The organism is Providencia sp. Me31A (genome assembly GCF_050487165.1).
Lineage (GTDB): Bacteria > Pseudomonadota > Gammaproteobacteria > Enterobacterales > Enterobacteriaceae > Providencia.
Window position 1 is genome coordinate 193288 of the sequence record NZ_JBKQGZ010000003.1, and the last position, 18620, is coordinate 211907.

Annotated in this window: 14 protein-coding genes; 4 read left to right on the forward strand and 10 right to left on the reverse strand. The window is 39.6% G+C overall.

The window, feature by feature from the left end; translation table 11 throughout:
- Position 1: 1 nt before the first annotated feature.
- From rbbA to ACLPIE_RS03685, 3 genes are all read right to left on the reverse strand, one after another.
- Positions 2 to 2758, reverse strand: coding sequence for a ribosome-associated ATPase/putative transporter RbbA (gene rbbA / locus ACLPIE_RS03675; RefSeq protein ID WP_430259761.1), 2757 nt, complete (start codon positions 2756 to 2758; stop codon positions 2 to 4).
- Positions 2755 to 3825 carry an HlyD family secretion protein gene (locus tag ACLPIE_RS03680; RefSeq protein WP_430259763.1) on the reverse strand — a complete coding sequence of 357 codons (1071 nt, stop codon included), beginning with the start codon at positions 3823 to 3825 and terminating at the stop codon, positions 2755 to 2757. The genes rbbA and ACLPIE_RS03680 overlap by 4 nt, the downstream gene beginning before the upstream one ends.
- A gap of 387 nt (positions 3826 to 4212) precedes the next feature.
- Entirely contained in the window at positions 4213 to 4689 is a 477-nt protein-coding gene (locus ACLPIE_RS03685; RefSeq protein WP_430259765.1) for a GNAT family N-acetyltransferase, read from the reverse strand.
- A 396-nt stretch (positions 4690 to 5085) separates the two neighbouring features.
- On the opposite strand from ACLPIE_RS03685, the gene ACLPIE_RS03690 reads away from it, so the two are divergent.
- Positions 5086 to 6825: an ABC-F family ATP-binding cassette domain-containing protein gene (locus tag ACLPIE_RS03690; protein WP_430259767.1), complete on the forward strand. Its 1740-nt coding sequence runs from the start codon at positions 5086 to 5088 to the stop codon at positions 6823 to 6825.
- A gap of 480 nt (positions 6826 to 7305) precedes the next feature.
- On the opposite strand, the gene ACLPIE_RS03695 is transcribed toward ACLPIE_RS03690, so the two are convergent.
- The 5 genes from ACLPIE_RS03695 to ACLPIE_RS03715 all read right to left on the reverse strand — a co-directional run bounded on the left by ACLPIE_RS03695 (position 7306) and on the right by ACLPIE_RS03715 (position 12900).
- Positions 7306 to 7512 carry a DEAD/DEAH box helicase gene (locus ACLPIE_RS03695; RefSeq protein WP_430259769.1) on the reverse strand — a complete coding sequence of 69 codons (207 nt, stop codon included), beginning with the start codon at positions 7510 to 7512 and terminating at the stop codon, positions 7306 to 7308.
- Positions 7505 to 8056 carry a PadR family transcriptional regulator gene (locus ACLPIE_RS03700; RefSeq protein WP_430259771.1) on the reverse strand — a complete coding sequence of 184 codons (552 nt, stop codon included), beginning with the start codon at positions 8054 to 8056 and terminating at the stop codon, positions 7505 to 7507. The genes ACLPIE_RS03695 and ACLPIE_RS03700 overlap by 8 nt, the downstream gene beginning before the upstream one ends.
- A 253-nt stretch (positions 8057 to 8309) precedes the next feature.
- Positions 8310 to 9458 carry a tyrosine transporter TyrP gene (tyrP, locus tag ACLPIE_RS03705; protein ID WP_430259773.1) on the reverse strand — a complete coding sequence of 383 codons (1149 nt, stop codon included), beginning with the start codon at positions 9456 to 9458 and terminating at the stop codon, positions 8310 to 8312.
- 81 nt (positions 9459 to 9539) lie between these two features.
- Complete coding sequence (locus tag ACLPIE_RS03710; RefSeq protein WP_430259775.1) at positions 9540 to 11480, reverse strand: pyridoxal phosphate-dependent decarboxylase family protein; 1941 nt, start codon at positions 11478 to 11480, stop codon at positions 9540 to 9542.
- Between the two features lie 409 nt (positions 11481 to 11889).
- A complete protein-coding gene (locus ACLPIE_RS03715) occupies positions 11890 to 12900 on the reverse strand; it encodes an NAD(P)H-quinone oxidoreductase (RefSeq protein ID WP_430259777.1) in 1011 nt (336 codons plus the stop codon).
- A 352-nt stretch (positions 12901 to 13252) separates the two neighbouring features.
- On the opposite strand from ACLPIE_RS03715, the gene ACLPIE_RS03720 reads away from it, so the two are divergent.
- Together ACLPIE_RS03720 and uspE are read left to right on the forward strand one after the other, a co-directional pair.
- A complete protein-coding gene (locus ACLPIE_RS03720; protein WP_004254821.1) occupies positions 13253 to 14008 on the forward strand; it encodes an FNR family transcription factor in 756 nt (251 codons plus the stop codon).
- 125 nt (positions 14009 to 14133) lie between these two features.
- A complete protein-coding gene (uspE, locus tag ACLPIE_RS03725; protein WP_430259779.1) occupies positions 14134 to 15081 on the forward strand; it encodes a universal stress protein UspE in 948 nt (315 codons plus the stop codon).
- Between the two features lie 59 nt (positions 15082 to 15140).
- On the opposite strand, the gene ACLPIE_RS03730 is transcribed toward uspE, so the two are convergent.
- Positions 15141 to 15758, reverse strand: a complete 618-nt coding sequence (locus ACLPIE_RS03730) for a TetR/AcrR family transcriptional regulator (RefSeq protein WP_430259781.1) — start codon at positions 15756 to 15758, stop codon at positions 15141 to 15143.
- Between the two features lie 167 nt (positions 15759 to 15925).
- On the opposite strand from ACLPIE_RS03730, the gene ACLPIE_RS03735 reads away from it, so the two are divergent.
- Positions 15926 to 17125: an MFS transporter gene (locus tag ACLPIE_RS03735; RefSeq protein WP_430259783.1), complete on the forward strand. Its 1200-nt coding sequence runs from the start codon at positions 15926 to 15928 to the stop codon at positions 17123 to 17125.
- Between the two features lie 102 nt (positions 17126 to 17227).
- Here ACLPIE_RS03735 and pntB read toward each other — a convergent pair whose 3' ends face one another.
- Entirely contained in the window at positions 17228 to 18616 is a 1389-nt protein-coding gene (pntB, locus tag ACLPIE_RS03740) for a Re/Si-specific NAD(P)(+) transhydrogenase subunit beta (RefSeq protein WP_430259882.1), read from the reverse strand.
- Between the last annotated feature and the right edge of the window lie 4 nt (positions 18617 to 18620).

Below are 18620 nucleotides of genomic sequence, written 5' to 3' on the forward strand. Positions count from 1 at the left end.
ACTATGCCTCCTGTTTCTTCAGGAACAGTACGCTGAGCCCGATAATCAGTGGTACAGTAATTAATAACGGGATAAATGAGGCTTGTAGGTCAAATAAGTCTAATCCTTTTGAAAAGGTCCCCCGAGTGATGGTTAGAAAGTGTGATGTTGGATAAACCATCCCTACCCATCGTCCCATTCCTTCTAATGATGATACAGGGTCAATCATTCCTGAAAATTGGGTCGCAGGGATCAAGGTGATAATTGAGGTACCGAAAATCGCTGCAATTTGGCTTTTCATAAAACAAGAAATCAATAGCCCCATTCCCGTTGCAATACTGACATATAAGAAGGCAGCTAGCGTCAATGTGACGAAACTTCCTTTAAATTCCACGCCAAATATATACACTGAGAGAATGCAAAGTAGCACAAAGTTAAACATGCCTAATAAAATATAAGGCAACTGTTTACCAAGTAAAAACTCTAATTTGGTGATCGGGGTGACATAAAGGTTGATAATCGAACCCAACTCTTTTTCACGTACTACGCTTAGTGCACTCAACATGGCTGGGATCATCATCAATAGTAATGGGATCACCGCGGGCACTATCGCTGGTAGGCTACGAACATCGGGGTTATATCGATAGCGAGTTTCAATATCCACAACAGGAAGCCCTGCCACACCAATAGGTTGTCGAGCAGCCATTGTGCTCAGCCAAGCAAGATGCATCGCTTGAACATAGCCACGTACCGTTTCAGCACGGTTTGGCATTGCACCATCAATCCACACACCTATTTTTACGTTATGGCCCCGTGCGACATCTCGAGCAAAATTGGGTGGGATCTCTATTGCGACAGTCACAGCGCCGCTGCGCATTCTCTCTTCTAAGTCGCCATAATCCTTAATTGGTGGTTGTTCGATAAAATAACGTGAGCCTGCGAGGTTCAATGTATAGCCTTGGCTAAGCCCAGTTTGGTCACGATCGAGTACTGCGAACCGTAAGTTTTCAACATCCATACTGATACCATAACCCATGATAAACATTAGGATCACCGTCCCCAACAAGGCCAACGTTGAACGCACTGGGTCACGGCGCAGTTCCATCCCTTCACGAATGGAATAGCTAAATAACCGGCGGAAACTAAAACGTTTTTTAAGCGCTTCTGTCGCTTGCTCTTTTAATTCAGGGTTAACATGAAATTCAGGTGCCGTTTCTTGTCCTGAATCTGCGTCTCCCACTGCATCTTGTAAATAAGCAATAAAGGTTTCTTCTAAAGTTGCCAACCCGCGTTTTTTAGTTAAGTTTGCAGGCGTGTCACAGTCAAGCACCTTACCTGCATGCATCAATGAAATGCGGTCGCAACGATCGGCCTCATTCATAAAGTGAGTTGATATAAAGATTGTGACGCCGTCACGTCGTGATAAATCCACCATTAAATTCCAGAACATGTCCCTTGCTACGGGGTCGACCCCCGAGGTCGGTTCATCCAATATGAGCATCTCTGGTTCGTGGATCACTGCAACAGCGAGTGATAAGCGCTGGCGAATACCGAGAGGCAAGTCATCAGGCATGGTATCCCTAACTTCCTCAAGTTCAAAGCGCTGGCACATATCATCAATACGCTGCGCTATTTTTTCTTCTGGAATATGAAAGAGTTTTGCATGCAACTCAAGGTTTTGCTCAACACTTAGCTCACTATAGAGGGAGAAAGCTTGCGACATATAACCTACACGCTTGCGGGTTTCGATGTCTTTAGGGTCAATTTCTTGACCAAATAACCATGCTTGCCCTTCACTGGCTTGAAGTAGCCCCGTCAGCATCTTCATGGTGGTAGACTTTCCACAACCATTAGAACCTAGAAACCCAAAAATCTCCCCTTTAGGGATCTTAAAATTAACGTGGTCAACGGCAACGAAATCACCAAAACGCATGGTCAAGTCTTGCGCTTCAATAGCAATAACATCGTCTTTTGATTTATCACGTGGCGGAATAACCACTTTTTTGTGCCCACTGCGTTTTTCTTCTGGTAGTAATTCGATAAACGCCGCTTCCAGATCATCGCAGTGGGTTTGTTGTTTTAATTCTGATGCATGACCTGTGGCGAGCACCTTGCCATCATCCATCGCGACTAACCAATCAAAACGCTCCGCTTCTTCCATATATGCGGTAGCCACTAACACACTCATATTCGTTTGGCGTAAACGGATTCGGTCAATAAGATCCCAAAATTGCGCGCGCGATAATGGGTCTACACCCGTTGTAGGTTCATCTAGAATTAATAAGTCTGGGTCATGGATCAGCGCACAGCATAGGCCTAGCTTTTGTTTCATACCACCAGATAGCTTGCCCGCAGGCCTATCTTTAAAAGGAGCTAACCCCGTACTTTCAAGTAAATCTTGGATACGATACTCACGCTCGGCTTTCGATTGGCCAAATAGTCGACCAAAGAAGTCCACATTTTCATATACCGACAATGTATGGTAGAGATTTTTTCCAAGACCTTGAGGCATATAGGCAATTCGTGGGCACACGGCTCTACGGTGAAAGGCGTCACTCATGTCACCATCAAGTACCGTGACCTGCCCCTGTTGGATGGCTCTTGCACCTGCAATTAATGAGATTAGACTCGATTTACCGACACCATCAGGGCCAATTAAACCCACCATTTTTCGAGCCGGAATAGACAGCACAATGTCATCCAATGCACAATTATCACCATAATGCTGGCTGACATGCTGTAAATCAATAATCACATCATCCATCAATTTATTGGTCATTGTGGTAATTTCACCTCAAGTTCTGCCGGCCATGGCGCTTTCGCATCTAATTGCACATAGGCTTTACCAGGTAACCCCGTTTTAACATATTCAAGGTGTTTTTCGAGTAATTCAGGGGAGATACGCGCTCTAACACGAAACATCAGTTTTAATCGTTCATTTTGTGTTTCCACTGTCTTTGGAGTGAATTGCGCGACACTGGCAACAAACGTGGTTTTCGCTGGAATAACAATATTCGGAGCAGCATCAAGAATAATATGGACTTCACTCCCTAACGCCACCTTACCTGCATCTTCCGTTGGCAAGAAAAACGTCATATAAACATCACTTAAATCTACCATATTCAGTACTCGCCCACCGGAGCCTAATACTTCTCCCGGCTCGGCAACACGGTATTGAATACGTCCATTTCTTGGTGCTTTGAGAATGCTATCATCTAAATCGGCAATAATACGGCGTTCTGTCGCTGTTGCAGCCTCTACGCGACTTTTCGCTTGAACAATCCCCGCTTTCGCAGAGTCAATCGCTGACGTAGAAGCCGCTACTTGCGCTTTTGACGCTTCTAACGCCGCCCTTGCACCTTGCATTTGGGCAGTATCATCATCCACTTGCTGTTGCGAAACCGCGTTAGTTCTCACTAACGCTCGTGACCGGTTGAGGCGTTTTTGTGCCGCATCTAACTCCGCTTCCCGTTGACGAACAACGGCTTGTGCAGCTAGCTTTTCACTTTTACGCTGTGCTAAAGCGGACTCTGCTGTTGCAACGGCGCTAATCGCTTGACTCAACTGTGCTTGTACTTCATGAAGTTGTTCTTGCAGAGCACGGGTATCCATACGAGCAAGTTCTTGCCCCTCTTTAACAAAATCCCCTTCTTTTACGTTGATAGTTTCAATTCTACCCGCAGTTTTCGTCGCAATATCAATCTCCGTCGCTTCGATCCGGCCATTACTTTGTGCAAACCCAACGGGTAATCCCCCAGAATTTATACTCCAGTAATAATAGCCTCCCGCAGCAATAAGGATAATTAATATGAGATACAACGATACTTTCTGCTTATTTATTTTCATACCATCCCTTTTCTATTAAATAAGAAAATAATGAATAACAATTATTTGATTATTAACCCGGTGAAATTAATAAACCTATACAACTGTTTATATATGAAATAAATACAGTTAAAACTATAAAAAATGATACTATCTTTTAGTTTTTATAAACTAATTCCGTCTCGTTTTTAAATTATCTATCTATATAATTTAATGGTATTTTATCAGCATTCACATTAATTATGGTCGCCTTACATCACAAAATATAGAATAAACCAGAAAAATATAAAAAATGACATTGGTGAATTATATTTTATCCAAAAAATAAAGCCAGCGGATAATAAACTGGCTTCTATTATAGAACCTCTAATTAATCTTAAATCAGCGGCTCTTTATTTTTGAATAAAATTAACTTACAAATTCTGCAATTGTTTTTTCATCCATTCGATAACGAACCCATTCATCTTGTGGCTGTGCACCAATACTTTTATAAAAATCAATAGCAGGTTGGTTCCAATCTAAAACGCTCCATTCAAGTCGCTTACATTTCCTTTCTGCTGCTAATACAGCAATGTATTTTAACAATTTTTTCCCTGCCCCTACGCCACGAAAATCAGGTGATACATATAAATCTTCTAAATAAATACCATTATTTCCTAACCAAGTTGAATAGCTAGTAAAAAAAACAGCGTAACCTGCGGGCTTGTTATCAACGTAACAAATTAGCGCTTCAGTCTTTGAATCTACTGCAAATAAAGAATTCTCGACATCTGAAACAGTGGCTTTCACTTCGTGGCGGGCTTTTTCATAATCGGCCAACTCAATGATCATTTTTAAGATCAAAGCGGCATCTTGTTGTGTTGCGGGTTTTATTTCTACGTTCATTAGCGACTCTCTTGTTATTTGAAACGTAATTTTATGCATTACTCGACAGATTCCAAATTTTCAGAAATTTTATTCATCTTACAGCCACCAATATAAGTTCTATTTATAGTATGAATCATCATTACACCACATTTGTGGACATTGCTACCCACAGGTTTTATTTGCTATTATGTCGTCATGGTGTAACTCAACTAAAAATAAGGAGGCTAAATTATGTTGTTGTGTGATCTTATTGAATATTCACACTTCTTTGGTAATCGCCACTGCTCAGGCTTTCACAGTTTTATACTGCGATAACCCTGCCTGAGCGAAGCCACCAAAGAAATCTTCCTCAGCTTACTGGGTTGTCGCAACGACTAAACCCTGGCATTTTTATGCCTAAAATTTGAGTAAGCTATGAGCACATTATTAACAGTAAAATCCCTAAGTTACGACATATCAACCTCATCCTTATTAAGCGATATTTCGTTTACCCTTCAACAAGGTGACCGCATCGGTTTAATTGGCCACAATGGCAGCGGAAAAAGTACATTATTGAAGTTGATAACAAAACAGTTATCGCCAAATAGTGGCAGTATTACCTATTCTAATCAGTGTGTTACTGCCTATATCGAACAGCATTTACCGGAAGAAATTACCGGTATGACGCTGATTGATGCAATAGTACAAAAATTGCCAGAACAAGATAAGGCCACTGAACGCTGGCGGGCAGAGGTTTTATTGTCGGAATTAGGTTTTACTCCCCAGCAATGGGAACAGAAAGCCAATGCAATTAGCGGTGGGCAACATACTCGTTTGCTGTTGGGACGCGCTTTAATTGAGCAACCTGACTTACTGCTATTGGATGAACCCAGTAACCATTTAGACTTACCTACTTTGATCTGGCTAAGTGATTTTCTACAATCATGGAAAGGTAGCTTTGTGTTGGTGTCCCATGACCAATCGTTATTAGATAAGGTCAGCAATTGCACGTGGATCTTGCGCGACAAATCATTGCATTTTTATCGCTTACCATGCAGCGCAGCACGTCTTGCTTTAAGTGAAAAAGACATCACCGATGAGCGTCGAAACCAAGCTGAACAAAAAGAGATAAACCGTATTGCATCAAGTGCCAAACGCTTAGCTATTTGGGGGCATGTTTATGATAACGAAGCACTTTCTCGTAAAGCCAAGCAAATGGAAAAGCACATTGACCGTTTGAAAGATGCTCAAACAGAGCTTTCGGAAGGCTATCACTGGACACTTGCTCTAAATGGCAATGCGATCCCTGCAGACCGAGTATTAGAGTTAGAAAATACTTTCGTAACCACTCCTGATGATATGCCTTTATTTACCACTGCATTTCATCAAGTCAAAAGTGGTGACCGCATCGCAATAATGGGGGCAAACGGTTGTGGAAAATCAACGTTATTACGTCTGCTATGGCGGTATTATCAACAAGATTTGCGCTATAGCCCGCACGTCAAGTTTCATCCAATAATTCGTACTGGCTATTATGACCAGCAATTAGAACAGTTGAATGATAACGATAGTCTATTGGATGCATTGCGTCATTTTGCGCCTTTAACCGATGAACAACGCAAGATGGCGTTAATTGGTGCAGGTTTTGTCTATACTCGCCATCAGCAAAAGGTGGCAACACTCAGTGGTGGTGAGCGCGCAAGGTTACTGTTTATTGGTTTAAGTTTGGCTCAATATGAATTGCTGTTGCTTGATGAACCCACAAACCACCTTGACCTTGAGGGTAAAGAAGCATTAAGTGAGCAAATTCGCCAGTTCTCTGGAGCCCTACTTGTTGTCAGTCACGATCGGTGGCTAATTGAAAATAGTTGCCAGCGTTTTTGGTTTATTAATGATAATCGGTTGGAAGAGTACCTCAATATTGATGATATTTATCAAAAAATTGAGCAACAATCCCAAAAACCATTCGTTGATAGCCGCCCTGCTATTGATTCAAGCGTAGAACTTGATGTTTCTCACAGTAAAGAGACTCATGTAGATGAACTGTTAGAGAAATTGTTAGTGTTGGAGGAAAAATTACAAGCAGACCAAAAACGTAAACTTAGTCATCAAAAACCACTATTACAACAGCAATGGATTGAGGAAATAGCTCAAATACACAAGCTCCTTGAATAAAATAGTTAAAATACAGCCTAACCATATTGAAGGGATTACCCCAAACATGGTTAGGCTGTTCTATCTGTATTACAACTAGAGTCAGTAGGTGATTTATTTTTAACTATATTAATATTGCCTTAAATGTCAGAGTGCCGGCTCTTTAGCTACTAGCGATTATGGACTAAATTTCATGGCAAAAGTGGATTATTCATTTATCGAGGCCTTACTGAACCTGTATAACTATTTTCTGGATTATCACACCTTCTCAGTTAATAGCTATTACCACGATTAAATTTTATTATCAGGGGATATTTTATTGAGATAAACCGCTATATCAAATACCCGATAATAGGCAAAGCTTACAAAATAATTATATAACTTCGAAAAATTAATAAAACAAACAAGTAAGGTACCTATTTTTATACACTTCATTTAAGAATGAAAATACGTTTCACCTCATCGTCTTTTTATGAATAAAAATTTTGTAAACCACCTACCTTAATATTTTATTTTTTGTTTTTTAGCTCGCTTAAAGTAAGACGTTGGAACATTTGGGCAAACCACCTCTTTAAACTTTTCGTCTTTCTTTGAACTTGCCATAGGCTCACTTTCAGCAGATGCTGATGTTTTGTCTTTCGGTGCTTTACTCGTTTCGTTCATAAATGATTGCTCTTTTGCTTGCATAATCTCATTAGTTTTAGCCATTTGATGTTCCTTCTACCACTAGTGCTGCGTTCACTTGCTCTATTCTTTCTACTGCTCGATTAATGATCTCTACGACCTGTTTAGATTCTTCTTTAGTTAACTGCTGTAAAACAATCTTATGTCTTAACAGTGACTTAAATTTTTCTACAGCATACTCAATTTCATTCGCAAATTGATTCCCTGCTTTAAGCTCTTGGGCGTAATTTAATTTTAGTTGAACTTCAGCTAATATGTCGGCTTTTTTCAATAAAAAACACCGACCTTCTGGCGTAATAGCATAACATTTGCGCCCTTTCCCATTATCTTTACCTGCGGTAATAAAACCTAATTCTTCTAACAATGTTAAAGTAGGGTATATCACCCCAGGGCTAGGGCAATAAAAACCCGCCGTTTCCTCGCCTATTTTTTTTATTAGTTCATAGCCGTAATTTATTCCCCCAATCAGTAAATGCAGAATATAAATTCGCAGCTGTTTTGGGTTAAACATTCGACGTAAACTTTTGCCATTACATAAACAGGAGTCTGGCTGTTGTTCAGTTGTCATTAAAAACCCCAGTGGTTATTAGCCATCAATACCGATATATCTAATATAATAGTCAGTTTTACGAAAAATGCCAGCTTTAGATATATCTGTTTTTATGCATAAAGTGCTAATGATAATCATTCTTATATAAATTATACCTAAAATAACAGTCCATCTGCACTAAAAAATGCGGTAAAAGGTTAATCTTGTAAGAATTATGGATGTGATAAAACCAGCCATGTGTATTATGGCTGGCTTGTAATATGACGAGTGATTAACCGATGTTAGGTAATATTTTAAAAACAATACCTAACTGAACACCAATGACAATAATACCGCAAATAAATACGATAGATAAACCTAATGCCCCTCCCAATACTTGATACTTCTGCGGGTTTAAGGCTCTGGATTTAAAAGCCATCGCACTGGGTAATAAAAGGGCTAAAATTGACAGCGCTATCGCGGCATACCCTAAGGCCATCACAAACCCTTTAGGATAAAAAAGAGCAAAGACTAATGGCGGGCCAAATGTAAGTAAACCAGTTTGTAAACGCCCTACTGCATTATCTTGGCGCTTAAACAAATCAGCTAAGAAGTCAAATAACCCTAACGCCACCCCAAGAAATGATGTGGCTAACGCAAGACTCATAAACATTTGAGCAACTAATTCGGTTCTTCCTGACTGAGCAACATCTTTAATTGCATCTAACAACCCATTTAAACCGGCATTTTCTGCCAGAATGCCTACGAAAGTTGTAGTACCAATGCTTCCTAACGTGGCTATTTGCCATAAGATATAAGCAATTAATGGAATAGCACTACCAATAACGAAAATAATGCGTAATTTTTTTACATCCCCCCCCATGTACTTAACGATGCTTGGAACACTACCATGGAAGCCAAATGAGGTAAAAAACACAGGTATCGCAGATAAAATCAATACTTTTTCAGTCGGCGCAGCCAGTAAGTTTTGTTGCTCCACATGAGGTATCATCAAAGCCAAAATGATCACTAAGAAAACAATTTTTGCTGTGAATAAGATGCGGTTAATAAAATCAACTGATGACGTTCCAAAACACACTATCCCACCACCAATTACCGTAAATACCACTATCCCCATCCAATCAGCCATTTCTATCGCGAAACTGCTTTTTAAGTTAGAAGTAATAATTTCTCCTGCACCACTGACATAAGCGGCTGTCAATGCATACATCAGAAACATCATGCTAAAACCTGTGATAAATTTACCACTTGAACCTAAATAGCGCTGAGCAACGCTACCTATCCCTGTTTCATGAGACTCGTGTTGATAAACTTCGACTAACAATAACGCTGTGTAACACATCAAAGCCCAAAGTATTAATAACATGGACAAACTGACCATAAACCCATTACCTGCAGCAGCGATTGGCATCGCCAACATCCCCGCACCAATCGTAGTACCTGCAACAATAAAAACACTTCCAAGCGTGCGATTTTTCATATTGAGATCCTAACAAGTCAATTAAATACTAATTTTATTATTGGAATGATTTAGTTTGTTTTCTTCATCAATGAGTTGTTGTAGTTTGTCTTCAAAGATGTTCCTCAGCTCCGTCCAGTAATTTTCAAAATGTGATTTATCCCGTAAACAATGGGTCATAATCGCGGCTCTTAATACATAAATTGAATGAACGTTATGCCACTCATCATCAGGAAAATGAGCTAAACGACATAAATTCAATGGATTATCTCCATATTCTTCATATGTTAATGATGTTGAAGAGGTCAGAAAATCATTTGAATAACTTCGACCTGCGGCATATGAACACAATTCATATAAGCGTTTGTTTAAGAGATTTTGTTTCTCTAATGATGTATTCCCTGACTCATGAAACATAAAATTAATCATATGAAAATCAGGTGAAGGCATGACAATGATCGAAAATTCACGATCCCCCATGATAAATGGCTTACATTGATTAATTTGTTCAACCATCCAATTTGCAGTGGTGATCCCCGCTGCAATGACTTTTCCATAACCTAAAAGATTTAAAGGCACCAAACGATGTGCCGCCCAAACAGCCGCCGCCGTTGCTCCTGCTTTTGACCCTTCCATAATTGACGAGCCGAGTAATACATTCTGTACTTTATCCGTTTTGCGTTGCTTTTCCTGGACTTCTTCAAAAACATAAGCCGCATGGTAAGAGATTAAGTCAACAATACGCTTATCTTTCATGCAGATAGCACCCGCGGCATAAGGGATAAATCCAACCTTATGTGGATCAACTGTAATAGAGTCCGCTTGACTCAGCGCTTTAAAGCTTTCATAAACATCACGCTTTGGCCAAACCACATCCCTTGGGAAAATACCTTCATCGTGATAACGCCCAATAAGCTCCTCATATTCCATGAATTGGTTTTCTTCATCGCGAAACATAGCACAAGCATAACCTGCATAAGCGGCATCTATGTGCACGTAAAACGATACTCCAAAACGTTGTTCACATTCTCGGCGTAACTCTATAACCTCTTTGACATTATCAATTGCACCAGTTTCTGTCGTTCCTACAACCGCAACGATAGCTAAAATCGGTTCACCCTCTTCAATCAAACTAAAGACGGTTTCACGCATCTTGTGTACATCAGTACGATAATGATGATCCACAGGGAGTTGAACAATATTCTGTTGGCCTAAGCCAAGAATATCCATCGCTTTCATCCACGAATAGTGTTTTGACTGAGGGACTAATAGTTTCCCCAATTTACCCTGCTCTGCCCCTATTCCTCGACAAGTTAAATCACGAACCTCTTCAAATACTTCTCGTTTCTTTAATTCATCGATTAAATCTAAAACATCTGAAACCGGTAGATTGAGCAACTCTTTTTCTGATTTGCCACTCAATAAATGTTTGGTTTGTGGATGTTGTGAAATTGCCAACGGTAACGTTTTAATATTTCTCGCCACCCATAACCCTTCATAGTTAGCAACAGTGCCACCAGAGGTAATGTGTCCCCAAGCTTGTTGGGGGGCATAACCAAACATAGAGCAGAGGTCTAATCCAGCCTCGATTTCTAAAACCGTTGTTGTAGGAGAAGACTCTTGTGCGCAGTTATTCGGGTTGTACATCATCGCCATCACATAGGCGAGATTAGATATCATCAACGTGTCAGCATTCATGTGCCCCATATAGCGAGGAGAAAACCAAGGTATCGAGGTTGTTTTTAGTTTGGCGGAAAGTTGATTAAGGATACCCTCTGTACGGTATAGCGTATCTCGATATTCAGGGGCATAGCGGTCAACAGTTGAAATAAGCTCAGGATCTTCAGGATGATAGCCAGAACGCCAATGCATATGCTCTGTGATGGAATATTCCATCATTTCTTTGAAAAACACTGCATTTTCTGATTTTGGGCCTAAAAATAAAGCATCCACATTCATTTTTGAGTTTTTAAAATTATTCATTATTACTACACCTTCAAACAGCAACTAACACTTGCGAGTGCCAATTGCATTTAAGTCACCAAACTTAATGTCATTGGAAAGTGCATAACGGACTGTATTTAGAAAACTATCAATATATTAATGATATCCATTTATAAATATCATTGTTGTACTATGTATTGATAGACAAGCCGTTAATGAGCCAACTTGTCTATAGATATAATCTATTCCTATTAAATTATTAACAAACTAATCTGAATTTCGATCGAAACTGTGGGCAGGCACAAAAAATCAAAAATTATTTATCTGTAAAGAGATATTTACGGTAAAAAGACTTGATAGTGTAAAATATTTGTTATAGACAGGGATTTAATCCCTACTAATTAAAAGGAATAATTTAGCCGAAAAACGCCTTACAAATAAAAAATAGTTAACTGTTTAATAAGATTATTTTTCCAATCAAGTCACCTGACTCCATATATTCATGTGCATCTTTCACTTGAGATAAATTATATTTTTTGTTAATAATTGGTTTAATTTTACCTTTTTGTAACATACCCCAAACTTGATTTTCTAACTCTTTAGCGATCAAGGCTTTTTCTTCAATGGAACGAGAGCGCATGGTTGAGCCTGTGTGAACTAACCTTTTTACCATTAATGGCATCATGTTTAGCTCAATAGGATTACCTTTCATCATACCAATTTGGATAATTCGCCCAAATTTCGCTGCAACTTGATAATTCTTTGCAACATAATCGCCACCAATAATATCTACAACCATATCGACACCACGTGATAATGTATAATTCAAAGTCGCTTCAACAAAATCATCAGTTTTATAATTAATGACGCAATCGGCACCAAGTTTTTTGGCAACGTCAGCTTTTTCTTCAGAACCCACCGTAGTCACTACAGTTGCACCAAATGCTTTTGCTAGCATAATCGCGACACTGCCAATGCCAGACGTTCCTCCATGAATAAGTACTGATTCATTCTTCTTTAATTTACCAATTTGAAAGACATTAGCCCAAACTGTGAAAAAATTCTCAGGAATAGCTGCCCCCTCAATAAAAGAAAGTGATCCTAGTGGTAACGCGATGTCTTTATGCACTAAACAATATTCTGCGTACCCTCCTCCAGCGACTAAAGCACAAAGGGTATCCCCAAGCTGCCATTCACTTACGTCATCCGCTTTAGCAACGACAGTTCCTGAAATTTCCAAGCCCATAATAGGTGATGCATCTGTCGGTGGAGGATAAGACCCTTTTCGTTGAAAAATATCTGGGCGGTTCACCCCTGCTGCTTCGACTTTTACTAATAAATAACCTGCAGAAATTCTTGGCAGAGGTTTTTTTATTAATTGCAATTTTTCGACGCCACCAGGCTCTATAATGTCAACAACGGTCATCATTGCTGGTAAAGACGGTTGAATTTGTGCCATTATGATTTCCTTTTTGAAGTAAATTTGAAAAATTAATATTCATAAATTTATTTTTATGTTAATTTAATGCTAGCAGTTTTACCATTTATTGCTTTTTTACACATCTATACTAAAGTTGGACTAATTTACCTTTTTACTGTTTAGATAATTATATTTAATCTATATCAAATTTTATCTTTGGTAATTGGCTTTTATTCAGTATGAATATCTAAATGAACTCACTTTAAACCATATCATCGCTTGGCTTTACCTCTATAAAGTCGATTCTGTCATACAATATTACTTATCAGCCGCATTATCTTATGTTAAAATTGACCCATATCAATAATTTTAACTTGATTGAGCATTTAATATGATCCCAGAAAAAAGAGTTGTTCGTCGCATCCAGTCTGGTGGTTGTGCTATTCATTGCCAGGACTGCAGTATTAGTCAGCTTTGCATTCCTTTTACGCTGAATGAACATGAACTGGATCAACTTGACAATATAATCGAACGTAAAAAACCAATTCAAAAAGGCCAAGCCTTATTTAAAGCAGGTGATGAACTGCGTTCATTATACGCTATTCGCTCAGGTACAATAAAAAGCTATACAATAACCGAAGAAGGCGATGAGCAAATTACAGGTTTCCATTTAGCTGGTGACCTCGTTGGTTTTGATGCCATTATCCATACACAGCACCCGAGTTTTGCACAAGCACTTGAAACATCAATGGTTTGTGAGATTCCATTTGAGACGCTGGATGATTTATCAGGCAAAATGCCTAATTTACGTCAACAAATTATGCGTTTAATGAGTGGTGAAATTAAAGGTGATCAGGAAATGATCCTTTTATTATCAAAGAAAAATGCGGAAGAGCGTTTAGCTGCATTTATTCTGAACTTATCTCACCGCTTTGCTGAACGTGGTTTTTCCCCAAGAGAATTTAGATTAACCATGACTCGTGGTGATATTGGTAACTATCTAGGTTTAACTGTTGAGACTATTAGTCGACTTCTAGGTCGTTTCCAAAAAAGTGGTATGTTAAGCGTCAAAGGTAAATACATCACTATTGAAGATATGGCTAAACTTACTGATATTGCAGGCAAAGTTTCAGCTATTACATGCTAGTTTCCCCAAACGGATCACATTCTTAGTGGTCCGTTTTCGTTTTTTTCCCCAGATTTCTTGCCTATTTAACGCCAATATCATAGTTTATCTATGTGGAAATATCCGTGTATCGAGAGGATTTCAATATGGCTAACTATAAAAACCTGCTAGTTGCAATTGACCCAAATCAGGATGATCAGCCTGCATTAAGACGTGCTGTCTATATCGTGCAGCGTAACGGTGGACGGATAAAAGCGTTTTTACCTATCTATGACCTTTCTTACGACATGACAACATTACTTTCCCCTGAAGAACGTAATGCCATGCGTAAAGGCGTTATTAGCCAAAAGACTGCGTGGATCAAACAACAAGCCCATTTCTATCTTGAAGCAGGCATTGATATCGAAATTAAAGTGATTTGGCATAACAAACCTTATGAGGCCATTATTCAAGAAGTGATCAGTGGCGAACATGACTTGTTATTAAAAATGGCACATCAAACCGATAATTTCGAATCGATTATTTTTACCCCACTTGATTGGCATTTACTACGAAAATGCCCTGCGCCAGTTTGGATGGTAAAAGATAAAGTTTGGCCTGATCACGGCTCCGTCGTGGTGGCTGTTAATTTATCTAATGAGGAATCTTACCATGACGACCTCAATATTAAACTGGTTGAAAAAACAAAGGACTTAGCAACACGTATTATTAAAGAGCAAGAAATTCATCTTGTTAGTGCGTATCCAATTGCGCCAATGAATATTGCCATTGAATTACCTGACTTTGACCCTAGCCTGTATAACAATGCATTACGTGGTCAGCACCTGATTGCAATGAAAGAGCTGCGACAGAAGTTCAGTATTGATGAAAAATATACCCACGTCCGTGAAGGACTCCCTGAAAAAATAATTCCTGATATGTGTGAGGAATTACATGCTGGGGTCGTGGTTCTGGGTATTTTGGGCCGTACAGGGATTTCTGCTGCCTTTTTAGGAAATACAGCGGAACACGTCATTGATAAACTCAAATGTGACTTATTAGCAATAAAACCTGATGGCTTTGTGTGCCCTATCAGTGCAGCAGATGATGATTGATTTTAATTATCATCTTTTATACCCCCCAATTTTGAATAGGGGGGTATCCACACTTATTTCTAGCGCTGCTCTGCATTAAACAGCGGCCAAGCTTGCATCGCGTTGTAAATCACTTGATTAAGCCTATCAAGTTCTACGCCATCACAGGCTTGTATTGTGAAACCATCTATTATGGTTATGTAAAAATCAACAATAGCATCAATGGGAGCATCAGGCGCTACGTCCCCATCTTCAATCCCTTTTTGCATACGCAACAACAGAATTTCTTGGTAGCTCTTGCGTTTTACTTGCACATTTAATTGCACATCTTCAATTTGCTTAGAACCATTCATCGTGGCGGTAATAAGCATGCACCCCGTAGGCTTGCCTGGTTGAATAAGCTTTTTTGCACTTTCATACATCAACAATTCAATCGCAACTTTTGCTGTTTTGGCTTGCTTAACAATAGACAAAATGGGACAAGCTTCATTAGCCAAATAATAATCAATACATTGATTAAATAACGATGCTTTATCACCAAAAGCACAGTAAAGGCTCGGCGCAGTAATGCCTAGTGCTTGTGTCAAATCACTAATTGAGGTCGCAACATAACCATTTTGCCAAAACAATAACATCGCCTTTTCTAAGGCATCTTGTTGGTCAAACCCTTTCGGACGCCCACGTTTTATCTGTTTCATATTCTCACTTTGCAGCTAACCAGCTAACTGTCCCGCACTAATTTTATAGTGACCACTAAAATAATAATTGACAGCATGTAGATTTGCATAAAGAATAGCACATTAATTTTATAGCAGTCACTATAAAATTAAAATTTTGCAAATTACTCAATTTTCATGGAAAACACATGACAACAACAATGAATCTTTCATCGCATAATGGTAACTGGCTTTCACTACTGTCTGCAACTTTTGCCTGTTTTATTATTGTCACCGGTGAGTTCCTAGCCATCAGTGTACTAAATCATATCGCTCATGATTTCCAAATATCGGTTGGAACTGCGGGTTTAACCGTCACGGTTACCTCTATTGCAGGAATGCTTTCTTCTCTCGTCGTCCCTATCTACGCAAAAACAATTGATCGCCGCCAAGTTTTATTATTTTTAGTTATCCTGATGATACTGGCGAATGCCATCACCGCTTTTGCATCCAATTTTGGCTTAGTGTTATTAGGCCGGTTTGCATTAGGTATCGCCTTAGGGGGGTTCTGGGGAATCGCTGCAGGCTTAGTTGTCCGCTTAGCACCCAAGAATATGTCTGTTACAACATCAGTGACTATTTTCTTTTCTGCGGTTACATTAGTGACTGTAGTGGGTGTTCCGCTAGGTGCTTGGTTGTCTGATAACTATGGCTGGAGAATGCCTTATATTGCATTAGTTATCGCCGGTTTTGCCGCTTTATTAATGCAATATTTCTCTTTACCTTCTTTGAAGCCTTCTTCCACTATGCAATGGAAAGAATTGTTGCTTATGCCGTCTCATCCGATAGCACGTAAAGGGCTGATTATCTTTACCCTTATTTTCCTAGCCCATTTTTCTGCCTACAACTATTTTACGGTCTTCTTTAAACAAACAGCAGGCTTTCTTGAAGGACAAATCTCCGCTTTGTTATTGTTTTTTGGCCTTGCCAGCGTAATCGGTAATATTTTAGCCGGTTATGTCGGTAAACATAATGTTCGCTATAACTTTGCTATCAGCGCCCTGCTATTAATTTTCGCCTTTTTAGCGTTATCGATTATGGACTTCAGTTGGTCTAGTAGTGTCATATATGTATTGTTATGGGGCGTTGCAGCAGGTATGGTTCCTGCCACAATCAATATGTGGATGCATGTGCATGTCCCTGAGTTAACAGAAAAAGGTTCAGCGCTTATTACCTTTATGTTTTTGATTTTAATTACCATTGGTAGCCTAGTCGGTGGGTATATTATGGATCACTTCAATGGTGGTGTTCTCATGTCTAGTATGTTAGCTATTGCGACACTTGCATTCTTATTAGTCTTTACATTTGCTCGGGGTTTAACTAATTGTGCAAGGTTTTGTACTGAGTAATTAGCTTGATAAAATAACCAGACTGAAAGTTATTTTGTTCAATACAAATAAAAAGGTGGGTCATATATAGCCGACCCACCTTGCTAATCGATTTTTAACTAATTACAACGCACGTAAGATAGCATCAACGCTTTCTTTAGCATCGCCGAACAGCATTTGCGTATTTTCTTTGAAGAATAGCGGGTTTTGTACCCCTGCATAACCTGTGTTCATTGAGCGCTTAAATACGATCACATTATTGGCTTTCCAAACCTCCAATACAGGCATACCTGCAATTGGGCTATTGGGATCTTCTTGTGCCGCTGGGTTAACCGTATCGTTTGCACCAATAACTAGCACCGTATCAGTGTCAGAGAAATCATCATTAATTTCATCCATCTCCAATACAATATCATAAGGCACTTTCGCTTCGGCTAATAACACGTTCATATGCCCCGGCAAACGCCCTGCAACAGGGTGAATACCAAAACGGACTTTAACCCCACGCTCACGTAATTTGGTGGTAATATCCGCGACAGGATACTGAGCTTGAGCCACTGCCATACCATAACCTGGGGTGATAATGACTGAAGTCGAATTTTTCAACATCTCAGCCACTTCCTCAGCGGTTGTTTCACGGTACTCGCCCATTTCTTCTTCAGAACCCGTTGAAGAACCATCAGTTCCGAATCCGCCAGCAATAACACTGATAAATGAACGATTCATCGCCTTACACATAATATAAGACAGAATTGCCCCTGAAGACCCCACTAATGCCCCCGTGACAATAAGCAAGTCGTTACTTAACATAAAGCCTGCCGCTGCCGCTGCCCAACCTGAATAAGAGTTCAGCATAGAAACAACAACTGGCATGTCAGCACCACCAATAGAAGCCACTAAGTGCCATCCAAAAGCAAGCGCAATAACGGTCATAACTAACATCAAGAATACTTGCAAACCAACGCTTTGCGTTTTGACGAAGATGACTAATAAAATGAATGAAACCACTAACGCAGCTAAATTTAATTTATGGCGGTTTGGCAACATCATCGGTTTAGATGACATTTTGCCTGATAATTTACCATAAGCGACGACTGAACCCGTGAAGGTGACCGCACCAATAAAGATCCCTAAGAACACTTCAGTAAGGTGGATATTTTCCATTACCGAATCTATATGTCCTTCACTTGCGATAAAACTATTGAAACCCACTAGTACTGCAGCTAAACCGACGAAGCTATGTAAAATAGCCACCAATTCAGGCATCTCAGTCATTTCAACTTTTTTAGCTAAACGGATACCAATGACAGCACCAATCACCATCGCAATAATCATCCAGCTAACATTCGCGCTGTGAGGCCCAAGGATAGTGGCTATCAGAGCAATCGCCATACCAACAATGCCATAGGTGTTCCCACGTTGAGAACTTTCATGGCGCGATAGCCCCGCAAGGCTAAAAATAAATAGGATAGCAGCAACAATATAAGCCGCCGTCACAATTCCACTCGACAACATA

Coding starts and splice junctions, on each gene's coding strand:
- rbbA (WP_430259761.1), bottom strand. CDS start 2,758: ATGACCAATAAATTGATGGATGATGTGATTATTGATTTACAGCATGTC.
- ACLPIE_RS03680 (WP_430259763.1), bottom strand. CDS start 3,825: ATGAAAATAAATAAGCAGAAAGTATCGTTGTATCTCATATTAATTATC.
- ACLPIE_RS03685 (WP_430259765.1), bottom strand. CDS start 4,689: ATGAACGTAGAAATAAAACCCGCAACACAACAAGATGCCGCTTTGATC.
- ACLPIE_RS03690 (WP_430259767.1), top strand. CDS start 5,086: ATGAGCACATTATTAACAGTAAAATCCCTAAGTTACGACATATCAACC.
- ACLPIE_RS03695 (WP_430259769.1), bottom strand. CDS start 7,512: ATGGCTAAAACTAATGAGATTATGCAAGCAAAAGAGCAATCATTTATG.
- ACLPIE_RS03700 (WP_430259771.1), bottom strand. CDS start 8,056: ATGACAACTGAACAACAGCCAGACTCCTGTTTATGTAATGGCAAAAGT.
- tyrP (WP_430259773.1), bottom strand. CDS start 9,458: ATGTTGGCGATGCCAATCGCTGCTGCAGGTAATGGGTTTATGGTCAGT.
- ACLPIE_RS03710 (WP_430259775.1), bottom strand. CDS start 11,480: ATGAATAATTTTAAAAACTCAAAAATGAATGTGGATGCTTTATTTTTA.
- ACLPIE_RS03715 (WP_430259777.1), bottom strand. CDS start 12,900: ATGGCACAAATTCAACCGTCTTTACCAGCAATGATGACCGTTGTTGAC.
- ACLPIE_RS03720 (WP_004254821.1), top strand. CDS start 13,253: ATGATCCCAGAAAAAAGAGTTGTTCGTCGCATCCAGTCTGGTGGTTGT.
- uspE (WP_430259779.1), top strand. CDS start 14,134: ATGGCTAACTATAAAAACCTGCTAGTTGCAATTGACCCAAATCAGGAT.
- ACLPIE_RS03730 (WP_430259781.1), bottom strand. CDS start 15,758: ATGAAACAGATAAAACGTGGGCGTCCGAAAGGGTTTGACCAACAAGAT.
- ACLPIE_RS03735 (WP_430259783.1), top strand. CDS start 15,926: ATGACAACAACAATGAATCTTTCATCGCATAATGGTAACTGGCTTTCA.